Origin of the sequence: Paenibacillus wulumuqiensis (assembly GCF_000971965.1) — a bacterium.
GTDB classification, from domain to species: Bacteria; Bacillota; Bacilli; order Paenibacillales; family Paenibacillaceae; genus Saccharibacillus; species Saccharibacillus wulumuqiensis.
In genome coordinates this window covers 256833-277716 of sequence record NZ_KQ040792.1, presented here as the reverse complement: position 1 = coordinate 277716, position 20884 = coordinate 256833, and the positions used below count along the sequence as shown (strand labels likewise).

Genomic DNA, 20884 nt, shown 5'->3' with positions numbered 1-20884 from the left:
CGGACCGATCAATGCCGGTCCGTCTGACGTGTTGATCTCATGTTGTATAAAGGCCGGTTTATTTCTTCCAGCCGGATTGGATTTCCTGCATGGCCTCATCCAGATTGGCTGTACCGCTCACATAGTCGGTCATGCCTTTCCAGAACGTACCTGCGCCGACAGAACCTGGCATCAGGTCAGAGCCATCAAAGCGGATGGTGTCTGCAGTCTGTACAAATTCGGACATCCGGCGTTCCTGGTCATTCGCGAACCAGTCGTCCGGTGTACCGTTCATCGGAGGCGTTACGCCACCGGATTTGACCCAGCTTTGCAGTGATTCGGCAGTTGTAAAGAATTCCATAACCGCACGCACTTCCGGACGGTCGTTGAACATGGCATAGATGTCACCGGAGATCAAAGCCGGTGTACCGTATTTCTCATCAATGGATGGGAACGGGAACCAGTCATACTGGTCAGCAGGCAGTCCTTCAGGGAAGAACGATACGATAAATCCGGCCTGGCGATGCAGCCATGCTTTTGGAGGATCGGTGAACAGAGGTTTTACCGCATCCCCGAAGTTCGTTGTTACGATGGAACTGCGTCCGCCGTATACATAATCTTCGTTAAACCAGATATCGGACATTTTGGTTACTGCATTTTTAACGATAGGGTCGGTGAAAGGCAGTTCGCCGCTTACCCATTTATCGTAGTTTTCCGGAGTAGTGGTACGCAGCATAATATCTTCCAGCCAGTCAGTAGCCGGCCAGCCGGTTGCTGCGCCGCTCTCAATCCCTACGCTCCAGGCAGGATCGCCATCAGCAGCGATCTGGTCGGTCAGTTTCATCATTTCGTCCCATGTTTTTGGAACAGTGTAGCCTGCTTCTTCAAAAGCCGCTTTGTTGTACCAGACCAGACTCTTCACACTGCTGCGTGCCCACACGCCTGCAGTGATGTCCTTGTTGTCCGGACCGGCCATTTTCGCCATATCCAGCCAGCTTTGCTGGTACTGCTGCTTCATATAGTCATCCGGCATAAAGGAAGCTACGTCAATAACCTTGCCGGACTTCACGAAGCCTTCCAGCAGACCCGGCTGCGGGAAATCGGCGATATCCGGTGCATTGCCGCCGTTGACGCGTACATTGATTGTAGCTTCAAATTCTTTGGAGCCTTCATAAGCGATATCGATGCCTGTGGCTTCTTCAAATGCCTTGATACTGGCATTGAACTTCTGCTCATCCGCGTCTACGAAAGGGCCGTACATCGTTACCTTTTTACCTTTATATTCACCGTTTAGCGCCTTTTCCAGTTCAGAGCCTGCCGGTACTTTGGCAGTCTTGATCAGGTCAGCGCCTGAAGTCGTCGTTGCGGCCGGATTTCCTGTTCCCTCGGTGCCAGTCTGCGAACTGTTTGTTGTGCCGGTGTTCCCGGAACATGCACTCATTACTACGGAGAACAACAATACCATCATCAAAGTCATAGAACCGTTTTTCTTCCACTTGCGTTTCATAGACTCAACCCTCTCATTTGGTATACTGGTTTTGCAAAATAACGGCTACAAATAGATAAATTTTACTTTTATACCATTCTCTTATTTTTGGCACAAAAAGTAAACAAGATTTTGTTAGCGGTTTCAATTTATTTATCAAATTCTCGCCGCTATCTCTGTCTGTTCTTCCCCTTCTTTGAAAGTAAGTTAATTATCTATTTGAAAGCGTTTACAGATGGCTGCAAGAACATTTTATTCCATCGCTTCCTGATTAGCAATCCTTTTTTTGTACATTTCCCACAAAATTTTTATCCATATCTTTTCTTAATAGAAATATTGAATATTAATATTTCCAAAGATTATTTTGATTAGGGCATTCGTTTGCACAATAACAAGGATTTTTGTCAATATATTATGATACTGGCTTATATCGAATACAGGATTTTAACAGGGAATGTGAGTTTTCTAAATAATGAGCCTGTATTTCTCAAAATGAGATAGTTCAAATTAAAAAACATTGCTAAGTGCCTATATGGTACAGCTAGCGTATGCTGTTATATTAGGTTGGTGGCAACAGATTTACCAATAAAAAGGAGGTTTATAATGAAAAAGTTTATTTCAACCTGTCTGGCACTTTCTCTGGTACTGCCGGGGGTGACAGGGAATGCTGCTTTTGCAGCAGAAACTAGCTCGGGAGAAGCATCTGTAGCGGTGGATGTATCTTCCAGCGAATTGCCTGTTTCTTCATCCAACGATGTACAATCCAGTGTATACGAATTGCCGGTGATCAGCCCGCTGCCAAGCTCCCCAACTGTATCCGATATTGTGTACAAGCCAGATCAGCTATACTTTCCACGCGTGCTTGATATGACCTACCGCAATGGAGAGGTATACTTTTTACAAGTTGCAAATGGAATATCTAAGATATCCCTTACGACAGGTCAGACTACAACTATTTTGAAAAGCAATTATTACTCTATTCAGAGTATTGCTGTAGATTCACAGGATAACCTGTATTACATTCCGCTTGGGAGTTCTTACATAAAGAAAGTCAATCTTCACTCCCTTCAACTTCCACTTACTTTCGAGCAGCTATTGGATGCAAGCACTGACTATGCCAAGTATGCCTCTGCCTCAAGTGATGTGGAGATTACAGGTATGGCTTTTGACTCCAAAGACCAGCTTTACGTTGCGATTTCCGGTGACAACTCTGAAAATCTCTCGGGCGTAATGAAATGGAACAGCGATTCACAAAGCCTTGAGCCTGTTCTCTCCAATACAAGCAGCAAGATCAAGAAAATTGCTTTTGACTCCCAGGATAATCTGTACATAGATACCTACGGATACTCCACAACTGATGGAACAACCATCCGATCAGGTATCCAGAAAATCGAAGCCAGCTCGCTGCATTCTTTGCCCGTCAATGATAAGATGCTAACGCCTTACAAGACTTATCCTGATCTGAAGTATCTTATTAGTGGAATGATATTTTTACCGGATGGAACCTCCTACTCTACAGATGGTACAAAAATTCGCCGTATCTTTATGGATGGGCGTCCTCTGATCACTCTGAATGGCGAATCTTCCATCACTCTTATCAATGGAGAAACCTATCAGGAAGCCTCAGCTTATGCTGAAGACGAAAAGTATCATGATCTCAAAACACAGATCACCTACTCTCTGAATGGAAAACCCGTAGAAGCCATTGATACTCATATTGTTGGAACATACAGTGTGCACTATAACGTAACTACACCAGATCAGCGCTCTGCTTATGAAGTTACACGTACTGTTGTTGTAAAAGAAAAACCTAAAGACCTGACAGAAGTCGACTTCACTAATCCTGTCAGTATGGATTATGCCAATAACGCCGTCTATATTGCCAATCCATCGACTATAGATAATCCAGATGGCGGTATCTACAAAGTATCTTTGAAAGACTACAGCCGCAAGCTTGTCGTCAAGTTGTCCGATGTACAAGGCGTCGCTGTTAGCAATTCAGGTGATCTTTACTTCTCAGCTGCCAGGGATCATGGCTGCTTCTTCAAATTGGAAAGCCGCTATCTGAATGAGAATCAGCCTTTGACAAGTTCAGCATTATGGGCAGCTGCCGAGGAAATAAAGCCTTTCTCTGCAGAAGAGAGTGAAAAAGAACGTATTGAAATCATAGGTCTGGACTTTGACAGCCAGGGTCGTTTGTACATTTCGGCAATACAACCACTCAACGGTCGTTATGAACATGCAATCATTATCCGCTCAATGGATGACACACTTTCTTCGTTCCAGCAATTTGGCGAAGGAGATGACATTATCCGCAAAAATCTGAGTGACATTGCAGATATTGAAATTAGCCCTGGCGGTAATCTGTATGCCAATTTTACAGGCTTTGATTATCATGGCACATACAAAATCCCTGCCAGTGTACTGCAAGAAAATCAGCCCGTGTTGACTTCCAACATATTGGATAAAGGTGTAGGCGATTCCACCCGCCAGTATCATGGAATAACCTTCCTCCCGAACGGAGAAGGTTACGTTACCAATCCGGATTATTCTAAGGGAAATATTTATAAACTTCCATTTTACGATGAAGCTCCTACTAGCCCAGGAGTAGCAGATCCTTATCGGCTGGAGACTCTGAATATTCCTACACCTTACGGCATGGCATATTATAAAGATCACGCCTACATCGCCCAGGGGAATAATGGATTGTCCAAAGTTTCCCTGTCTACCCGTACGGTTACACAGCTGGTATACGGCTCTAATACGCTGAATCTGCAGGCTGTGACTGTCGATTCCAAGGGCGGCTTATACTACACCGTACCGAATGCCAAAAATCCGGAATATACGTATATCAAAAAAATCGATGCCGCTTCTCTGAATCAACCATTGACTGTCGACCAGCTGCTGGCGAAAAGTATTAACTATGCGTATATCCCTGAAAGCAAAATTAGCGGACTGGCTATGGATATAAACAATCAGTTGTATATCTCTCTGGATAAAGGATGGGATATGGACCCTGGCTTGCTGCGTTGGAACAACGCCTCCAAAACATTGATTCCTGTTTCGGAAGAAGCTTCCATGATTACAGCGATCGCTTTTGATAACCAAGGTAATCTTTATTTTAAAACTCCAAGCCCGCAGTCGTATTATACTTATGCTGCCGGTATCGTCAAAATCAGTGCTGCTGATCTAAAGGGAACACTGCCTGTTGCAGACGAAAAGCTCATTTCGTATAAACAAGATGTGATTCGAAATGAACCTTATAATGGATTATTGTTCCTTCCTAATGGAACATCCTATTTTAGTAATGGGCAAAGTCTGAAACGTGTATACCCTGAAGCTCGTCCAATCCTTACTTTAGAAGGTTACTCGGACACTGTTGTACAGGGTGATATTTATACCGATCCAGGAATTCGGGTTATTGAAGATCAGCAATATTCCAAGTTTGATGTTAAAACAACGTATTCCTTTAACGGTGAATTCGTCCCTAAACTCGATACTACCAAGGTAGGCGTCTACACGATTCATTACGTAGCCGTGAATCCAGCCGGTATCGCTTCTCTGGAAAAAACGCGTGAAGTAACTGTCAAACCGACTCCCGGCCAACTGACAGACTGGTATATTACCGGCATTAACAGTATGGATGCCGATAGCCAGAATCTGTACCTTTCCAATTATGCTTACAAAGACAATCCTAATCATGGCCTATACAAGATCTCTTTGCAGACCATGCAAAAAACGAGATTGGCAGCGATCGAGGATACAGCCGCTGTAGCTGTGAATGCATCGGGCGATTTGTTTTTCACACGTAATAATATGGATAACATGATTTTCAAAATTGAAGCCAAATATCTTCAAAGTGGCAAAACTCTTACAGCGGATCAACTGATGAAACTCAGCCGTACGTACATGCCTTTCACAGCCAAAGAAACCGGTACGGCTCCGCATAAAATCAACGGCCTTGAGTTTGATAAACAGGGCAGATTGTATGCCGCTGTAAATGTGTACGGCAAAACAGGCGTCACTTCCAAAATCGTTCGTTTATCAGGTAACGATTGGAACAAGTCCACGTTGATCACCGAACTGCCTGTCAGCTCTGATGATCTGGATTTCTCTCCTGCCGGTGATCTGTATATTTCTACACTGGAACTGTACACCACCTGGAGACGTGACACTTACAAAATCAGTTCACAGCAGCTGAATACGCTGCCGATCCAGACAAATAACCTAACAAAAATCCCTTATACAGGGGGAGATGATGGTATTGTATTTTTGACGGACGGTACAGCATATGTAAGTAGAACAGATGATTTCGAAAAGCGCAAACAGACGATTTTGAAGTTTAATTATTAGAATTTATTCATCTTCATATATGTCAATTCCGATCATAAGCAGCACTCCTCTGTATGGTATATGCAGAGGAGTATTTGCTGTCTGCATATACATTTGACAATAGTTTAATATCACTATAGAACGTTCATCTGTGCTAACAATAAATAACAAACAACCTTCTGTATACATATGCAGAAGGTTGTTTGCTATTTAAGAGGATACGACAGGTATAGGGCTGGCAGCAATATCCGACGCAGGGAACAGCTGTTGATCGAACCACGATAAAACGGAGCTTTACCCGCTACCGCCTAATCCAGTATGATTTCAATCTCCGATCCGGTTAGCTCTTCCCACAGCTGAGGGTTCCGGTTCAGATACTTCTCAAACCAGGCCACCATGTATTTCTGGGAAGCGACATAGGCTCTTGGCTTGGAACGGATGGCATGCTGTTCATTTGCAAAAATCATCATCTCTGCCGTCTTGTCCTGCATGCGCAGCGCAGTGAACAGCTGCTCGGATTCGCCGACCGGTACATTACGATCCTGCTCTCCATGCAGCATCAGAACCGGTGCCTGAATATGCTGACTGTAGAATAAAGGCGACTGCTGCACATACAGCTCGGGATGAGACCAGGGATAACTGCCGGACAGTGCAGACAGACCATACAAATACCCCACCTGGCTGCTGCCCCAGTAGCTCGTAATATTGCTGATGCCGCCTATGGTGCATACCGCACTGAACGACGACGTCCGGGCTGCCAGCAGATAACTCAGAAAACCGCCATAACTGCCTCCGTAAATGCCTACAGCCCGCCGATTCAGTACCGGATACCGTTCCAGCACCTCTTCCAGCATCTCGCTGATTTCTCCAACTGCCTCCCGTCCCCAGTCGTTGACATGCCGATCCGCGGAGGATGCTCCATAACCTGCTGCGCCCAGCGGATTCAGCACCAGTACCGCCATGCCGTGGGTTACCAGACACTGGTGCAGCGGATCGAATCCCTGCAGCAGTGGAGAAGCCCCACCGTACAGATAGACGACCAGCGGGATGGACGATTGCTCTGCGGCAGCGGACTGCTCCGGCCAGGCGATCCACATCCTCGCTTTCTCTATACCACCTTCATTCTCCCTTTCGGAGGATTGCCGGGCAATCGGCTGATAGCCCACCCAGCGATAGGCGAGCGATCCTTCCGCCAGCAGGGAGGAATCGGCCTGGAGAGCAAGCGTATTCCACTTTCCCTCCGTATCTGCACCCGGTTGGATCGGATTCTGTGCATACCATGCAGGCCGGTAGGGGTGTCCATATTCGGATTGTACTGCCAGCACTTCGCCGGCAGCAGTAAAGCTGTGCAGCCGGGACGATCCGGTATCCAGCCGAATTCCATATTGAAGCTGACCTTCAGCGATACCGTGGCAATCGGCTATTCCGGTAAGCGAGCCTGCTGTAATCACATAGCGCAGATGATCTTCGCCTACCCATACCAATTCCTGATTCAGCCGGGCTATGCCGACCGGAGTGCCGGATTGCGCCGGAGACGGATGATCCAGCTGCTGAATAGAGCCATCGGTTAACTGCAGAATATGAGTACGCAGGTCATAAATATTGATGCCGTATCCGTATGCTGTCTCTGAGCTGGCGGCAGCTGAAGCGGCAGTGGATGCAGCTGCCTGTACAGCCGCGTCCGCTGGTGAAGCGGCATAATTCCGGTCTGTTCTTTTCGGCTGTTCCAGTTTCTCTTTCTCTTCCCCCTGCCAGCGGGAACCGATATAGGCCAGCATCTGACCGGAAGGAGACAGCTGCATACCGGTAATGATCGCATTTGGCAGCCGCTGTACCTTGTCCGTACCCGATAACAGGTTCAGCCGATGGAGCAGCAGTGCCGGATGAATCGAGCTGCCGCGCTGTTCCTCCACATAATACAAATATTCACCATGCACATGCAGATGCTGGATATCGTACATTTTGGGAGATATACGCTGGAGCAGCACTTCTCCACCTGGCATAGGCTGATTCAGCAGCAATCTTCCGATCACCTTTTGCGGTCGCCACCAGGACAGTCGCTGCGGCAGTTCCCGGATGTGCAGCACCCGGTACTCTTCCGGACCATCATAATCATCACATACAAAAAATAGCTCATCCCGCTGTGGATGCCAGGCTAATTGTCCGGCATGATGGAGCCCGGAGAGCAGAATGCGCTCCCGACCGTTCGCCAGTTCCAGACAAATAATCATATCCCAGTATCCTTCGCTGGCAACAGCGACAAAGGCCAGACGCCGACTATCCGCAGAGAAACGCAGAGTATGCGGTTCCCGGACAGACAGGCTCCGATCAAGCTTCAGTCCAGCGGATGTCACCCGGTATATCCCGATTGGATAATTGTACTGATCCTGCTCCAGATCGGTATGACGGGTAATGCTCGCTGCCCATTTTCCATCCGGAGAAACGGTAGCTTCTATGTATTCACTCAGCGTATCCATGTCATGCAGGCTGAATCGTAGATTGGCTGCATCAGGATCAAGCGGTAGCGGGCCTTCCTCATCCTGCAGCAGGAAAGGCAATCCACCTTCGCCTGGGTCGTGATCTGCATCCTCCAGCTGGAAGGATAATTTCCCTTCACCTGGATTATGGTCTATGGATTCCTGCTCTTCCTCCGGCTTCGGGCTGTACAGCAGCAGAGAAAGCTCATGCGAACCCGGACACAGGGTTAAGGGTTGGGTACTTCCTTCCATATACTGACTATTCCAGTACAGCCGTGCAGTCTCCGGCAGCTCATTATCGTCCGGCCCGATTATTTGAATATGTATGGCTGCCGGTACAAACACCCTCGTTCTCCACAGACAGATCGTGCCATACTGTGCCTGTCTTCCCTGCCTGCTTTCCAACGATGAATGCGAAGTACCGGTCGGTGACAGCATCACTGCATACCGATCCATCATCTCTTCCAATTGCTCCTCATCATAATGAAAAGGCAGCGCCATCTCCGCTTCCAGAATCCAGCCGCTCCAGCAGGCGCGGGCATCCATCAGAGATTCTCCTGCTTCATTTCCGTAAATACGGTTGCCGCTTCCTCCCGCTCAAAGCACAAATTCACGGTCCGCACCTCTGCACGCGTACGATGCACTACCCCGGCAGGCACTTTGAATACTTCTCCCGGTCCGATTGCCAGCGTAATGCCATCCGGCAGATCCATGAGCAGTTCCCCTTCCAGCACCATGAAAATCTCATCCGAATCGGGATGATAATGCCACTGATATTCCCCTGTAAAGACAGCGATCCGTACACAATGGTCATTCGCCTGCTCCAGTACAAAATTGCTGTATTCGCCCTGTACCTGATCGGCTATCGCCGACAGGCTCAGCTTTTTCCATTCCGTCATGCATACACCCCATTTTCTTCAATGTACATACTTACCGTATACCTACCTGCCGTTTACGTCTGCTTAACCGGATCGGCTGTGACGGCCTGCTCCCTTTTCTCCGCCTGCGACTTGAGCAGCACATAGATCAGCAGCAATACCGCCGAGACCCCCGCGGATACTGCGCAAAGAGTAAGAAACAGGGATAGCACCCCAACCGATGCCGAAGATAATAAAGTCGCGAATAATATAGCATTTAACGCTACTCCTGAGAAGGTCGCGTACATAAATAGCCCGGTAATGCGTCCTGTCTGGCTGACCGGATTATTTTTCAGCAAATAGGAATGGACCCCGACGCCGAACAACTGGCCAAACAATAACATGAGCGAGGATGCCACAATGGACACCACAAACTGATTCAACAGCCCCATCAAGAACAGCGATAGCGCGATACACAATGAAGCCACACCCACGATATGCAGCAGCTGGAACTTCTTGCGCAGCTGTGCAATCAGCAGTGCACCCAGCAGCCCTCCCAGCCCGTTGGCAAGATACACATAACTCAGACCGATCTCGCCCACCCCGTATACATTGCGTGCAATGACGTTCGGATAGAGATTGATCACGCCAGCACCCAGATTCAAAAAGAAAATGGACAGCACAGCCAGATTGATCAGCTTGCCGGCTGGAGCTGCTTCCGGCTGAGCGGAGGCAGCTGTCTGAGGCGCCTGCTTGCCTCCGGTATTTTTCTGCAATAATGCGTAGAATATCAGGATAGATGCGATGAAGGTCAGCAGGTCGATCATTACGATTTTCTGAAAATCCAGATAAATCAGCAGCAGTGGGCCGCACATCGTACCGATCAGCGTACACAGCCAGTCCAGATTCGAGATGACTGCCAGCGCCGGTGTAATATGCTCCTCATCGATCTGCTTGCGGATATAGACCGACTGGGCAGAAGAGAATACCGGTGTAAACAGGCTGAGGATCATGACCACGACCAGACTCATTACTACCACACCCGTATTGGCAAAGTCATGAATAAACAGCAGCGGCAGCAGCAATACCGCCCGCGAGATATCGATCCAGATCAGCGTGCGGCGACTGTCAAACCGGTCGGTCCAGGGAGACAGCAGCTTCCCGCCGAGCAGCACCGGTACATAGACGAGTACAATTGTCCAGCCCAGCACCGAGTTGGAACCATTCTGCTGATCGTACAGCGCATAGACAAAGCCCGCGCGAAACGCCCAGTTACCAAACTGACTGAGCGCATAGGCCAGATATACCGGCCATAATCGAACCAGAACCATATTCATTACGACCTACCTCCTCAAAAACATTCATATGAAATACCGGTATCGACACAGGTGAGGACATTACGACAACCGGAATCTCCAGGTCATAATGTCCTCAGACCAGCCGGCAAAAGTACTCAGGAGACAGTCGTCGTCTCCCGGATCAATTGATCCACATAATCATCAGACTGCTTGTGCTGACGGGCATATTCAAATTCCGCCAGTGCCTGCTCGGTATCCTGGAGCGCCCGATAGACAATTCCGCGGTTGATCCGGTAATCCGGATCGGCATCCAGTTCAATCGCCTGGTTGATCAGCGCCAGACTCTGCTCATACTGTTCCTGCTCGAATGCCAGCACTGCTGCATTGCTGTAAGCTTCCGACAGACGCGGATTGCGGCGAATCGATTCTTCAAAGCACTGCTTCGCTTCGTCATGACGCTGCTGCTCCTGCAGGATCAACCCTTTATTGTTGTAAAACAGAGCTTCGCCTGCCTGATAATAGATCGCCTGGTTGATCCATTCCTCCGCCTCATCATATTGCTCCTGCTGGTAGCACAGCGTACTGAGCTGGCTGTAGGCATGAGCGGTATCCGGCTTCAGTTCAATCACGCGCAGATAATCCTGATAGGCCTGTTCGGACTGTCCCAGCTTCTCATACACGCCTGCCCGGTTCATATGGGCTTCATAGTATGGCGGACAAAGGTCAATCGCCCGTTGATAATAGTCCAGCGCCTGCTCCAGACGGCCATGATTTTGCAGCAGATTGGCCATATCGTTGTAATACTCTCCGTAATAGGGGTCAAGGCGGATCGCATGGTCATACATCTCGTACGCCTTATCAAAGTCTTTGAGAATTTCGTAGATCTGGCCGGTATTGTAGACGAGGATAGACTGATGCAGCGCATATTTGTCTTCCCCGTAAATGTCTTTCATTTTGTGAATGCCTGCCGTGCACAGCTCGATCGCTTCATCGAACCGGCCCTGCTTGGCCCGGATATACGCCAGCGCATTCTCGGCAAATACTTTGACATACACATGCTTGGGATGATCCTTGAACATGGAATCGATCTTCTCCAGATTCATCATGGCAAAATGCTCGGCCTTGTCCAGCTGGACCGGTACCTGATACCGTCCATAGGTCATGCTCTGGGAATAGAGAATCATCGGGATCAGCTTGCTCTCCGGAAAGTTCTCATAAAAGAACTCCAGATAGGGGATCGACATTTTGGCGATGCCGAGCGAATACAGAATGAATGACATCCGGACAAACACAGCATTGTGCAGCTCATCCCCATCCGGCAGCATGCGCAGATCCGAACTGATGAAATAGCGGGAGAACAGGTCAAACCAGGTGTTATACACCCCGATCTCCTGCAGCTTGATCGCCACCGGAGCCAGCAAGGTCAACTGTTCCACTTCGAAGCTCAGCGAGACATAATGAACAGGATGCATAATCCGCTCTTCCATCGGCTGCTGTTCCATCTCGCGTATACGCTGACGGTGCAGCTGGTCTTTCAGTTCAACCGAGCTGATCGCATAGTTGCGGACAGCCGCCGGATGATCGTCGATACCATCCTGCTGGATATACTGCTTTAGCAATGCATAACGGAAAGCCTGCCCTTTGCGGCTCAGATAAAAATCAGTGTATGTATCCAGGGTCAGGTAATTGAACACGGGCAGGGAATCATTCATGCATTCGGTCAGCAGCAGCAGACCTGCCGTATTACCGGAAGCGATATGCAGCATCTCATCCAGCACACGCGCCGGAACGGCAGGAATATCATGGGCAGCGAGAATCTCTTTCGCCTCGGTATGATCCAGCGGCTCAATGTGTACCTGCTCACAGTGACGCTGCAGTTCGTAATTCATATCTCCATCGAATAAGAGGACAATCCGGATCGTCTCCTGCCATTCCTGACGGTAGCTCATAATGCGGAGCAGCATCTGAATCGTCGGTGAGAGCTGATCCGCATTATCAATGACCAGCACGAATTGCTCCCGGGTATGCTCGCAATAATCAATGAAAAATTCATAGATCCCATGCAGCAGCTTTTCCTGAAATTCATGATGATAAAAACGTGTCCGCTCTTCCTGCAGAGCCAGGTTGGTCAGATCTGCAGGCACCTGATAGGACGCCGACGGAATAAATGGAAACAGGCGCTTGATCGACTGTTCGTGCCGGGCAATAATCTCGGGATACTCGGCCTCACAGGCAGCCATCATATACATAAAGAGCGGGTAAAAGCCGGCAAAATAGCCGTTAGCCAGCTGACTGCCATTTGTGTAAAATGCCTGATGCGGCAAATGCTGTGCTTCGGCAAATGTCCGGAAAGTATCCAGCTTCCCGCTGCCACCGGCACCGGTGATCGCCAGAAAGGAAACCTCTGATTCCGATGCCATACGCTGCCACGCCTGCTCAATCAGCGGAATATAGCGGCTGCGATACCGCGTTGGGGAAGTAACAGTGGAACTTGTCATCTCTCATCTCTCCTTGGATTAGGATAAAAGCCAGTAAAAGAAAGAATGGGTCCAAGTACAGACTTGGACCCATTCCCTTACTCATTATGAAGCTGTGTACGGAGTTGTTGTACGCAATGTACCTTTCTTTTTGGAAGACTTTTTAATCATGATAAATTCCTCCTTTCTCCGTATGATTGTAATTAATTTACTTTTATTCAAAATATATTAATTACTGCAATCAATATAATTTAAATAATTTGAATTTACAATGATATTTTCGGGCATTTGAGTAACCTAATTTGACATATAAGTATTTAGAAATCTATATTAGCTCTTTCATGTAAATTAAACTCACATAATAAAAACAATAAAAGCTTAATTAATAAGGTTTTTTCGACGCTAACCTGAAGTGCGAATTTCATGTCATATCAGTCATCATTTCTTAATCCTTATACAGGGTTTGAGCATTTTGAAGTGGTTATAGTTGTCGCTGACAAGTTTCAATCTATGCCGGTTTGGTCCAATATGTACGTAATGTCTTATTATTCCGATGATTTCACTTTACTATTATTTCTGTTAGACTATACAGCACATTATGCAAAAGGAGATGAATGAATATGACCAACCATACACGTCTGGGCAAAAGCGACCTGCAGGTGAATCCGATCGGGCTGGGTGCCAACGCTGTCGGCGGGCACAATTTGTATCCGAATCTGGATGAGGAAGCAGGCAAGGATGTCGTCCGTACTGCTATTGCCAATGGGATAAACTTTATCGATACCGCATTCATCTATGGGCCGAAGCGCTCGGAAGAGCTGATCGGCGAAGTACTCAAGGAAACCGGCAAACGAAATGAGGTTGTGATCGCGACCAAAGGAGCACATAAGTTTACCGAACAGGGTGAAGTCGTCTTCGACAACTCCCCGGCATTTCTGCGTGCAAGCGTGGAAGGTAGCCTGAAGCGGCTGCAGACCGATTATATCGACCTGTACTATATTCATTTCCCGGATGAGCATACGCCCAAAGATGAAGCAGTCGGCGAGCTGAAAAAGCTCAAGGACGAAGGCAAAATCCGTGCAATCGGCGTATCCAACTTCTCGCTCGAACAGCTGCAGACAGCGAACAAGGACGGCTATGTCGATGTGCTGCAATCCGAATATAATCTGTTCAAACGCGGCGCCGAACAGGATCTGCTGCCGTACACTGCCCAGAACCAGATCAGCTTTATTCCTTATTTCCCGCTGGCTTCCGGTCTGCTGGCTGGTAAATATGATGCAAATACCAGCTTCGATGACCTGCGTGCACGCGATCCGCTGTTCACGGGCGAGGCATTTACCCATAACCTTCAGAAAGTGGAAATGCTGCGTCCGATCGCCCAGGCCAAAGGTGTGGAAATCGCCCATCTGGTGCTGGCATGGTATCTGACACGTGATTCCATCGATGCGATTATTCCGGGCGCCAAACGTGCCGATCAGGTGCTCGATAATCTCAAAACACTGGAGATCCAGCTGACGCCGCAGGAGATCGAGCAAATCAGCCATATTTTCGTTTAAACGAATACAAGAGGCGATTTTCGTCCGGCGATCTTTTGTACTTTAATTTATGCTCCATCGTTCAGTTCATGGTCTATCACAGGATAAATCATATAGAGCATACAGCAAAACACGCAGGCTTCCGGGATCATCCGGGAGAACCTGCGTGTTTTTGTTATTCCATGTATTCACGTGTTATCTATACTGCCCTATCAGGCGGGATAGCCTCCGCCAGGTGGCGGCCATTTGCCTGCCAATCTGCGCAGCACTACGATCTCACCGAGATGGTACGTATTATGGGAGGCGATATTACGCAGCAGTCCGGCTGCCGTCTCCCCGGGGAAATGCTTGAGTGCAGCGGACAGATCGACCGTTCTTGCCAATTCACAGGCTGTATCGATTCCATGCAGGAAGTCGTCCAGCAGCTGCTGCCAGGTAATTTCATCTATCGCCTGAGACTCCTGCGGCCAGCTCTCGCTCATGTCCTGTGGACGCTCCGGCTGTTCGCCGCGCAGATGAGCCAGCATATACTCCTGCCAGTAATTCATATGACTGACCAACTGATAGATACTGTAAGGCACGCCCTGCACGGTCCGCCCGGACAATTCCAGATCAATATCCGACAAAGCCTTGGCAATAGGCAAATGCCCGCGCTCGCCAATCAGCGACTGGACCAGCGATCTGGCAAAATACTGCTGTTCTGACATCATCGTTCCACTCCCTCCCGTTTCTAGTGTAAAGTATACCAGATCGGGAACCGCTTTCGCATCGGACGGTCTATTCGTCGCCGAGATTCAGCAGTCCAACAGAATAAAGGAAGATCAGAATGATCAGAATCGGGGCAATATAACGGATCAGGAACATCCATACCCGGTACCACCAGCCAGTCAGTCCCACTTCGTCCCCTACCCGTTTCCATGCATAACCGGTAAAGAGCGTGACGATCAGACCGCCCACCGGCATCAGAATATAGGAGGTAACAAAGTCAAACAGATCGAAAATGCTCTTATCGGTCACCGTAATGAAGCTCAGCACGCCACCTACGGAGAGTGCTGCCGGTACACCAATAACGAAGGAAGCGATCGATACGATAACCGCCGCTTTTTTACGGCTCCATTTCCACTCGCCCATCGCGTAGGCGACCGGTACTTCCAGAATGGATACACAGGAAGTCAGTGCTGCAATCGCCAGCAGCAGGAAGAACAGACCGCCGAACAGGAACCCGAGCGGCATCTGGGCAAACGCAGCCGGCAGCGCCATAAATGCCAGACCTACACCCGCTTCCGGCTTCATACCGTAGGAGAAAATCGTCGGGAAAATGATCATGCCGGCAATAAAGGCATAGATCAGGTCACCGGCACCAATCGCCAGTGTCGCCTTACCGAGCGATTGATTCTTTTGTACATAAGAACCATAAGTCAACATACATCCCATTCCCAGTGACAGGGAGAAAAAGGCGTGTCCCAAGGCGGTCAATGCAGAAGCAGCCGTCAGCTTGGAGAAATCCGGTGCCAGGAAGAATTCCACACCTGCAGCCGCACCAGGCAGGGTCAGTGCACGAACCATCAGCACCAGCAGGATAATCAGAAAGCCGGGAATCAGTATCTTGTTGAACTTCTCGATACCGCCGGAGATTCCTTTGGCAATGATAATTCCGGTTATAAGCATAACGATCGCCTGCCAGAACAGCGGCATATAGCCTCCGGCAAAGCTGGTAAATGTCGCCGCATAATCAGTACCCGGCTGATACAGTCCGCCACTAAATGAGTTAACTGTATAATGCAGTGTCCATCCGGCGACTACGCCATAGTACGACATGATCAGAAAAGCCGTAATAACCGAGATGACGCCGACCCATTTCCACTGCTTCTTCCCTGTAATGTTGAAAAGCGATGAAGCAGCATTACCCCGTCCACCGCGGCCAATAGCCATCTCCGCTAGCAGAATTGGCAGACCAACTACGATCAGACAGATGATAAACAGCAGGAAAAAGGCTGCTCCACCATACTTACCGGTAATATACGGGAATTTCCACATATTCCCGAGACCGACCGAGCTGCCGATCGCCGCCAGGATAAAGCCCGACTTGGTGAAGCCGTCCATTGGGGGTGCCGAAGAGGCCGGACCCGGATTTGAAGACTTTTTATTCATACACACACTCCTGTTCATGGATGCAGCGGTCAGCTGCCGGGCACTGTCACTATAGACATAGGACCCGGGCATCAGCCGGCAAAATTAATTATGCTTATGTTACACAAAATGCACCCGCCTGTCCATGAAAAAGAAATAGAGCATGAAAAATGTCATAATTTGCGATTATCAAAGCGAAACGACAATAATTGTTCATCGTCCGGATTCTGAATCAGCTGGCTGCTATATTCATTGCCGGTATAGTCCGTCAGCACCTGCTGCCAAAAGCGGCGAGCATGTCCATTTCGCTCTGTCGGGTTGGTATGCAGCCCCCAGGAACCCTGGAACTGCGCGAATATCTGCCGGGCAGCCTGCTGGGCCAGCCCCTGTCCACGAAATGGACGCATAATGAAAAATTCATGCATAAAATAGTCAATAGTTTCATAGGAAGGAATATAAGGAGGGGTTGCCACCAGGGCAAAGCCGGCCGGAACCTCCCCGGCGCGGATCAGATACGGAAAAAGAATACCCGGATGCTGCCACCAGATCCGGAATACTTCACTCTGCTGGGCAAGGGTATGGTAGCTGTCTTCTTCTTCGAAAATGCCATGCCGGTTCGGCTGGCGATCCCAGATCTCCGACAGATCATACAGATAGAGCGGATACAGATTCAATATCGTATGGGACTCTTCCGCCGAACAGAGGGAAATATGCAGCGGCTGGACCGCGGACGGGATATTGTCGGGCTGGTTCATAATGCTCCACCTCAATCAGCATTTCATCTATTTTTGGAGAAAGCCTGCGGCAAACTGAAGCGCAGCCATTGACTCTTTGACAAATGCACGGTTCTCCGGCTCCCATTCATTCTGATCATCCATAAAGGAATCCTCGATAAATTCCTCCAGTGCAGCAGCGACCTTTTTGCGCTCTGCCGGGGCTGTTGGTCCCTTGCCGCGCAGCGCCTGAATCGCTGTGCGCATCTGACGGCAGGATGTCTGGATAAATGGATAGTCATCCTTGTCCCAGGCTTTGGCATTATCCATATCGTAAAAAGAAATCCAGCGTTCGATCATTGACGCCGCTTGTTTGGCATCCAGTTGAGGCATGTGATTGTACTCCTTCTATAGTTAAAATTCGCATCCGCTTCAGATCGCGGACCTGCTTTTACATTATACTTGCTTCTGTCGATATTACCATGCCGATCCGTTATGCAGCATAATGAATTGCTCCCTTAAGGGGTTGCGGGACGAGCAGCAATATGCAGCTGGTTGGACAGATAGACGACCGTTCCCTGCGGCTTGCGGCAGGCAATCCGGTACATGCCTTGGGCAACAATATCCGCGGAGATCGCCTTGTATTTGTTCATTGGACCGATAAACAGCGGGGATAGTACCCGCGCCAGTATTGCACCGGTACGCTCACCCAGCCGGAATTCCTTGCGCTTGCCCAGCAGCAGGGACGGGCGGACGATGGACAACGACTCATATCCGATCTGTGCCAGCTGCTGCTCCTTCTTCATGGGCAATACGGGCCAGTTCCAGTGGATAGATCACATCGACCCGGTACATGTTCTCCTGCGTCCTGGCTTTGCGGATGGTCGTACCCAGACAGCAGTATATATCATCTGCCTGCAGGTCATGACGCTGCTCTTCCAGCTTTTCATAATCAATAATGACCTGACGGAGTTTTGCATGCTGCTGCCATTGTTCCACCGGTCGGCGTACCAGCACAATGACTTCCCGGTACTCGGGAGCCTGGAGCAGCAGCTCGGTTAATGCCCGACCCACCAATCCGGTCGCGCCTGCAATCAATGCCGTTTTTTGTTCCACTTCAATCACTCCGCCTCTATGGGATAGGCCAGCTTCTAATGCAGCGGCTTAGCAACCTATTACCCATTTGGGGACCTGCAAAAGCGGCTTTTCCAGCGCACCAACTATTTCTTTATAGGTATAATTGTATAAATAGACGCTCACAGTAAAAAAGCGGCACTGCCGCCATTGGTATGGATAATATAATTTGCCCCCAGACCTTTGTAAATCATGCGCGAATTGCTGCCTTCAGTGATCACATAGATCGGCTCACTTGTCCAGGAACGGCAGATCTGAATATACCGGCAGCAGAGCGGCAGGCTGCGTTCGAACAGATAGACTTTGCCGATATTCAGTTCGGGAGTCATCCACAATTCCTGACGCTGCGTATCCAATAGCAGCACATAATCGATGCCCATCGCTTCAAACCGCACTTTCTCCGCATAGCTGTTCACAATAACGGCAAAAGGGACTTTTTTTACTTTTAACAACTGGACAAACTGTTCTCCAGCCCGGGTCGCCGGCGATACGAGTATATATTCTGCCGGCAAATGATGTTCCTGTTCCAATTCCATCTCTCTTTTCCTCCAGTAGTATGAAGGCAACAAAAAAAGAAGCTGCGGAAGAGGTGGTCTTCGTCAGCTTCTCAGACATCCGCGCAGAATGGTCCCTGGCGGATGGCATGACAATTGTCGCCTCTCTTAATTTCAGCTTACGAGGTTAGCTGCCGGATTCGGAAGTAAGAGTCTCCCTACAGACAGGCAGGATTCCATAACATCCTGCACATCCGATTCACCCCTGAAAAGACACCTGTACGGCTCTCTTCGATGGTTCCCCCGCTCTCTGCATACGGCCATGCCGCATCGCAAAAACTCAGCTGGTATAGGTGCGCTGCGATCAGCGCTGTCTTATGAACTTGAGACGAATCATACTCCCGCTATGGAACGTTGTAAAGAGCATTCAAACAGCATGGCAAGCTCTTATCATGATTTATTGGCAGACAATGGATATAATGCGCCGTTTTACTCTCGTATACTCCTATTTTCTTTGCTTTATTTACGAGAAATGAAAACGTGAGCATACGCCTGATTTTGGTAGATTGAGATAAGATTAGCCATGATGAATGCGATTACATGAAGCTTCCATGACAAATATGAGCTTCCACGATGCCAGATGTCATTTTACCTTCAGCCAGATCCCCCTCTATGATAGCTGACAATGAACCAATCACCCCAAGGAGCGTGTCTTGCATGCGAAATGTATCATCTGTCTCTGTACGACCTGTTGTTCCACCTGCTGTCTCTGTCACCTGTGTCGGATCGCTGGAAATCTATCTGTATGATCATCAGCGGCTGGCGCTGCCGGACAGCTGCCGGATGCTGCACTGCGGACTGCTGCGCATCTCGATGACAGACGGATCGGGCTGGGCGGAATATGAATTCTCCGATGGTCAGCGGCGGCTGGATCTGGTGCGCTGGGCTTCCGTATTTCGGCGGCTCAAAGGAATGTCTGTACTGCAGACGCTGGCATTCATCGAGGATCACCGGCAGGCTTGGGGCGATACCCGGGCACAGCTGGCAGCCGAAGCGCTGCACAATTATATCGATCGCCAGACAGCCGCTCCGGAGCTGCCTGTTCAGCCACACCTGCTGACTGAACGGCAATTTCTCGGCGATTATGCAGAAGCCTATTATTCTTTCTGAACGAAGCTGGTTAAGAGTCCTTATAGATATAATCCACACATAGTGAGCAAAGGAGACTAGGGCAATGAACGAAGAGAAAATTATGGTTGGGGTCTATTACGGCCCTAATGGTGAGCGGCTGATCAGGCGGGGAATCCGGCTGGCCCATCTGCTTCAATCTCCGCTGTATGTCATTACGGTGCTGAACGAACCGATTAGCGAACTGGATATGCAGCAGGAGAACTATCTGAACTCATGGAAAAAAATGACCGAGGAGGCAGGCGGTACGTTTATCATCAAGGTCGATGAGAACGATGAGCCTGCCGCTGTAATCGCAGACGTAGCACGCCAGCAGCAGATTACCCAGCTCATTATTGGCCAGTCGGCGCAATCCCGCTGGCAGGAAATTACCCGCGGCTCCATCGTCAACGATCTGCTGGAGGAGCTGGGAGCGGTCGATATCCATATTGTGGCCGTGCAGCGGATGAAGGCTCGGCTGGAGGAGACACATGAAGATGGTGTCGAGGTCGATGTGATTCGTACGCCTTCCGGGTACCAGATCCGCTACGAGACCGATCAACCGATCGTGACCCAGGGAGTCTTTTTCAAGGATCAGCATACCGACTTCGATAACGGGCTGCTGAAGCTGCGAATGAATGACGAGTATAGATACCTGAAAGTATTCAAAGGCCGGGTAATCGATCTGCTCGAAGAAGAGATTCAGCATACAGGCTCGTAGCGGAATCGTTACGAATAAAGAAAGGGCACTGCCAGCGAAGCGCAGCGTCCTTTTTGGCTTGCCCGGGTGGCTGTCCCCGTATTG

16 protein-coding genes and 1 riboswitch are annotated in these 20884 nt (G+C 49.1%); of the genes, 4 read left to right on the top strand and 12 right to left on the bottom strand.

Annotation, left to right across the window (positions count from 1 at the left end; all coding sequences use genetic code 11):
- Window positions 1-58 precede the first annotated feature (58 nt).
- On the bottom strand, window positions 59-1486 hold the full coding sequence (locus WH45_RS01195) for an ABC transporter substrate-binding protein (protein WP_046212564.1): 1428 nt from the start codon (window positions 1484-1486) through the stop codon (window positions 59-61).
- Window positions 1487-2032: 546 nt separating this feature from the next.
- Here WH45_RS01195 and WH45_RS01190 point away from each other — a divergent pair.
- Window positions 2033-5818 carry an immunoglobulin-like domain-containing protein gene (locus tag WH45_RS01190; RefSeq protein ID WP_152663457.1) on the top strand — a complete coding sequence of 1262 codons (3786 nt, stop codon included), beginning with the start codon at window positions 2033-2035 and terminating at the stop codon, window positions 5816-5818.
- A 287-nt stretch (window positions 5819-6105) separates the two neighbouring features.
- Here the strand turns inward: WH45_RS01190 and WH45_RS01185 are convergent, their stop codons facing one another.
- The 4 genes from WH45_RS01185 to WH45_RS01170 all read right to left on the bottom strand — a co-directional run bounded on the left by WH45_RS01185 (window position 6106) and on the right by WH45_RS01170 (window position 12927).
- Entirely contained in the window at window positions 6106-8820 is a 2715-nt protein-coding gene (locus WH45_RS01185; RefSeq protein ID WP_046212562.1) for a S9 family peptidase, read from the bottom strand.
- The gene (locus WH45_RS01180) at window positions 8820-9173 is read right to left on the bottom strand and encodes a cupin domain-containing protein (RefSeq protein ID WP_046212561.1); all 354 of its coding nucleotides are present in this window, start codon (window positions 9171-9173) and stop codon (window positions 8820-8822) included. Before WH45_RS01180 ends, WH45_RS01185 begins: the two co-directional genes overlap by 1 nt.
- A gap of 53 nt (window positions 9174-9226) precedes the next feature.
- Complete coding sequence (locus WH45_RS01175) at window positions 9227-10468, bottom strand: MFS transporter (RefSeq protein ID WP_046212560.1); 1242 nt, start codon at window positions 10466-10468, stop codon at window positions 9227-9229.
- A 116-nt stretch (window positions 10469-10584) separates the two neighbouring features.
- A complete protein-coding gene (locus WH45_RS01170) occupies window positions 10585-12927 on the bottom strand; it encodes a tetratricopeptide repeat protein (protein WP_046212559.1) in 2343 nt (780 codons plus the stop codon).
- Window positions 12928-13526: 599 nt separating this feature from the next.
- On the opposite strand from WH45_RS01170, the gene WH45_RS01165 reads away from it, so the two are divergent.
- Window positions 13527-14462: an aldo/keto reductase gene (locus WH45_RS01165; protein WP_046212558.1), complete on the top strand. Its 936-nt coding sequence runs from the start codon at window positions 13527-13529 to the stop codon at window positions 14460-14462.
- 191 nt (window positions 14463-14653) lie between these two features.
- On the opposite strand, the gene WH45_RS01160 is transcribed toward WH45_RS01165, so the two are convergent.
- From WH45_RS01160 to WH45_RS01135, 7 genes are all read right to left on the bottom strand, one after another.
- Window positions 14654-15151, bottom strand: a complete 498-nt coding sequence (locus tag WH45_RS01160) for a DinB family protein (protein WP_046212557.1) — start codon at window positions 15149-15151, stop codon at window positions 14654-14656.
- Between the two features lie 67 nt (window positions 15152-15218).
- On the bottom strand, window positions 15219-16592 hold the full coding sequence (locus tag WH45_RS01155) for a sodium-dependent transporter (RefSeq protein WP_046212556.1): 1374 nt from the start codon (window positions 16590-16592) through the stop codon (window positions 15219-15221).
- 152 nt (window positions 16593-16744) lie between these two features.
- Entirely contained in the window at window positions 16745-17326 is a 582-nt protein-coding gene (locus WH45_RS01150) for a GNAT family N-acetyltransferase (RefSeq protein WP_046212555.1), read from the bottom strand.
- A 27-nt stretch (window positions 17327-17353) separates the two neighbouring features.
- Window positions 17354-17677: a hypothetical protein gene (locus tag WH45_RS01145; RefSeq protein ID WP_046212554.1), complete on the bottom strand. Its 324-nt coding sequence runs from the start codon at window positions 17675-17677 to the stop codon at window positions 17354-17356.
- Window positions 17678-17802: 125 nt separating this feature from the next.
- Entirely contained in the window at window positions 17803-18096 is a 294-nt protein-coding gene (locus tag WH45_RS23825; RefSeq protein WP_235338212.1) for a Rossmann-fold NAD(P)-binding domain-containing protein, read from the bottom strand.
- Complete coding sequence (locus WH45_RS23820; protein ID WP_052723558.1) at window positions 18053-18400, bottom strand: NAD-dependent epimerase/dehydratase family protein; 348 nt, start codon at window positions 18398-18400, stop codon at window positions 18053-18055. Before WH45_RS23820 ends, WH45_RS23825 begins: the two co-directional genes overlap by 44 nt.
- Window positions 18401-18540: 140 nt before the next feature.
- Window positions 18541-18954, bottom strand: a complete 414-nt coding sequence (locus tag WH45_RS01135) for a hypothetical protein (RefSeq protein WP_046212553.1) — start codon at window positions 18952-18954, stop codon at window positions 18541-18543.
- Window positions 18955-19073: 119 nt separating this feature from the next.
- A riboswitch (cyclic di-AMP (ydaO/yuaA leader) is annotated at window positions 19074-19268 on the bottom strand.
- 361 nt (window positions 19269-19629) lie between these two features.
- On the opposite strand from WH45_RS01135, the gene WH45_RS01130 reads away from it, so the two are divergent.
- Together WH45_RS01130 and WH45_RS01125 are read left to right on the top strand one after the other, a co-directional pair.
- Window positions 19630-20082 carry a hypothetical protein gene (locus WH45_RS01130; RefSeq protein WP_046212552.1) on the top strand — a complete coding sequence of 151 codons (453 nt, stop codon included), beginning with the start codon at window positions 19630-19632 and terminating at the stop codon, window positions 20080-20082.
- A gap of 64 nt (window positions 20083-20146) precedes the next feature.
- A complete protein-coding gene (locus WH45_RS01125) occupies window positions 20147-20800 on the top strand; it encodes a universal stress protein (protein WP_046212551.1) in 654 nt (217 codons plus the stop codon).
- The last annotated feature ends 84 nt before the right edge of the window (window positions 20801-20884 follow it).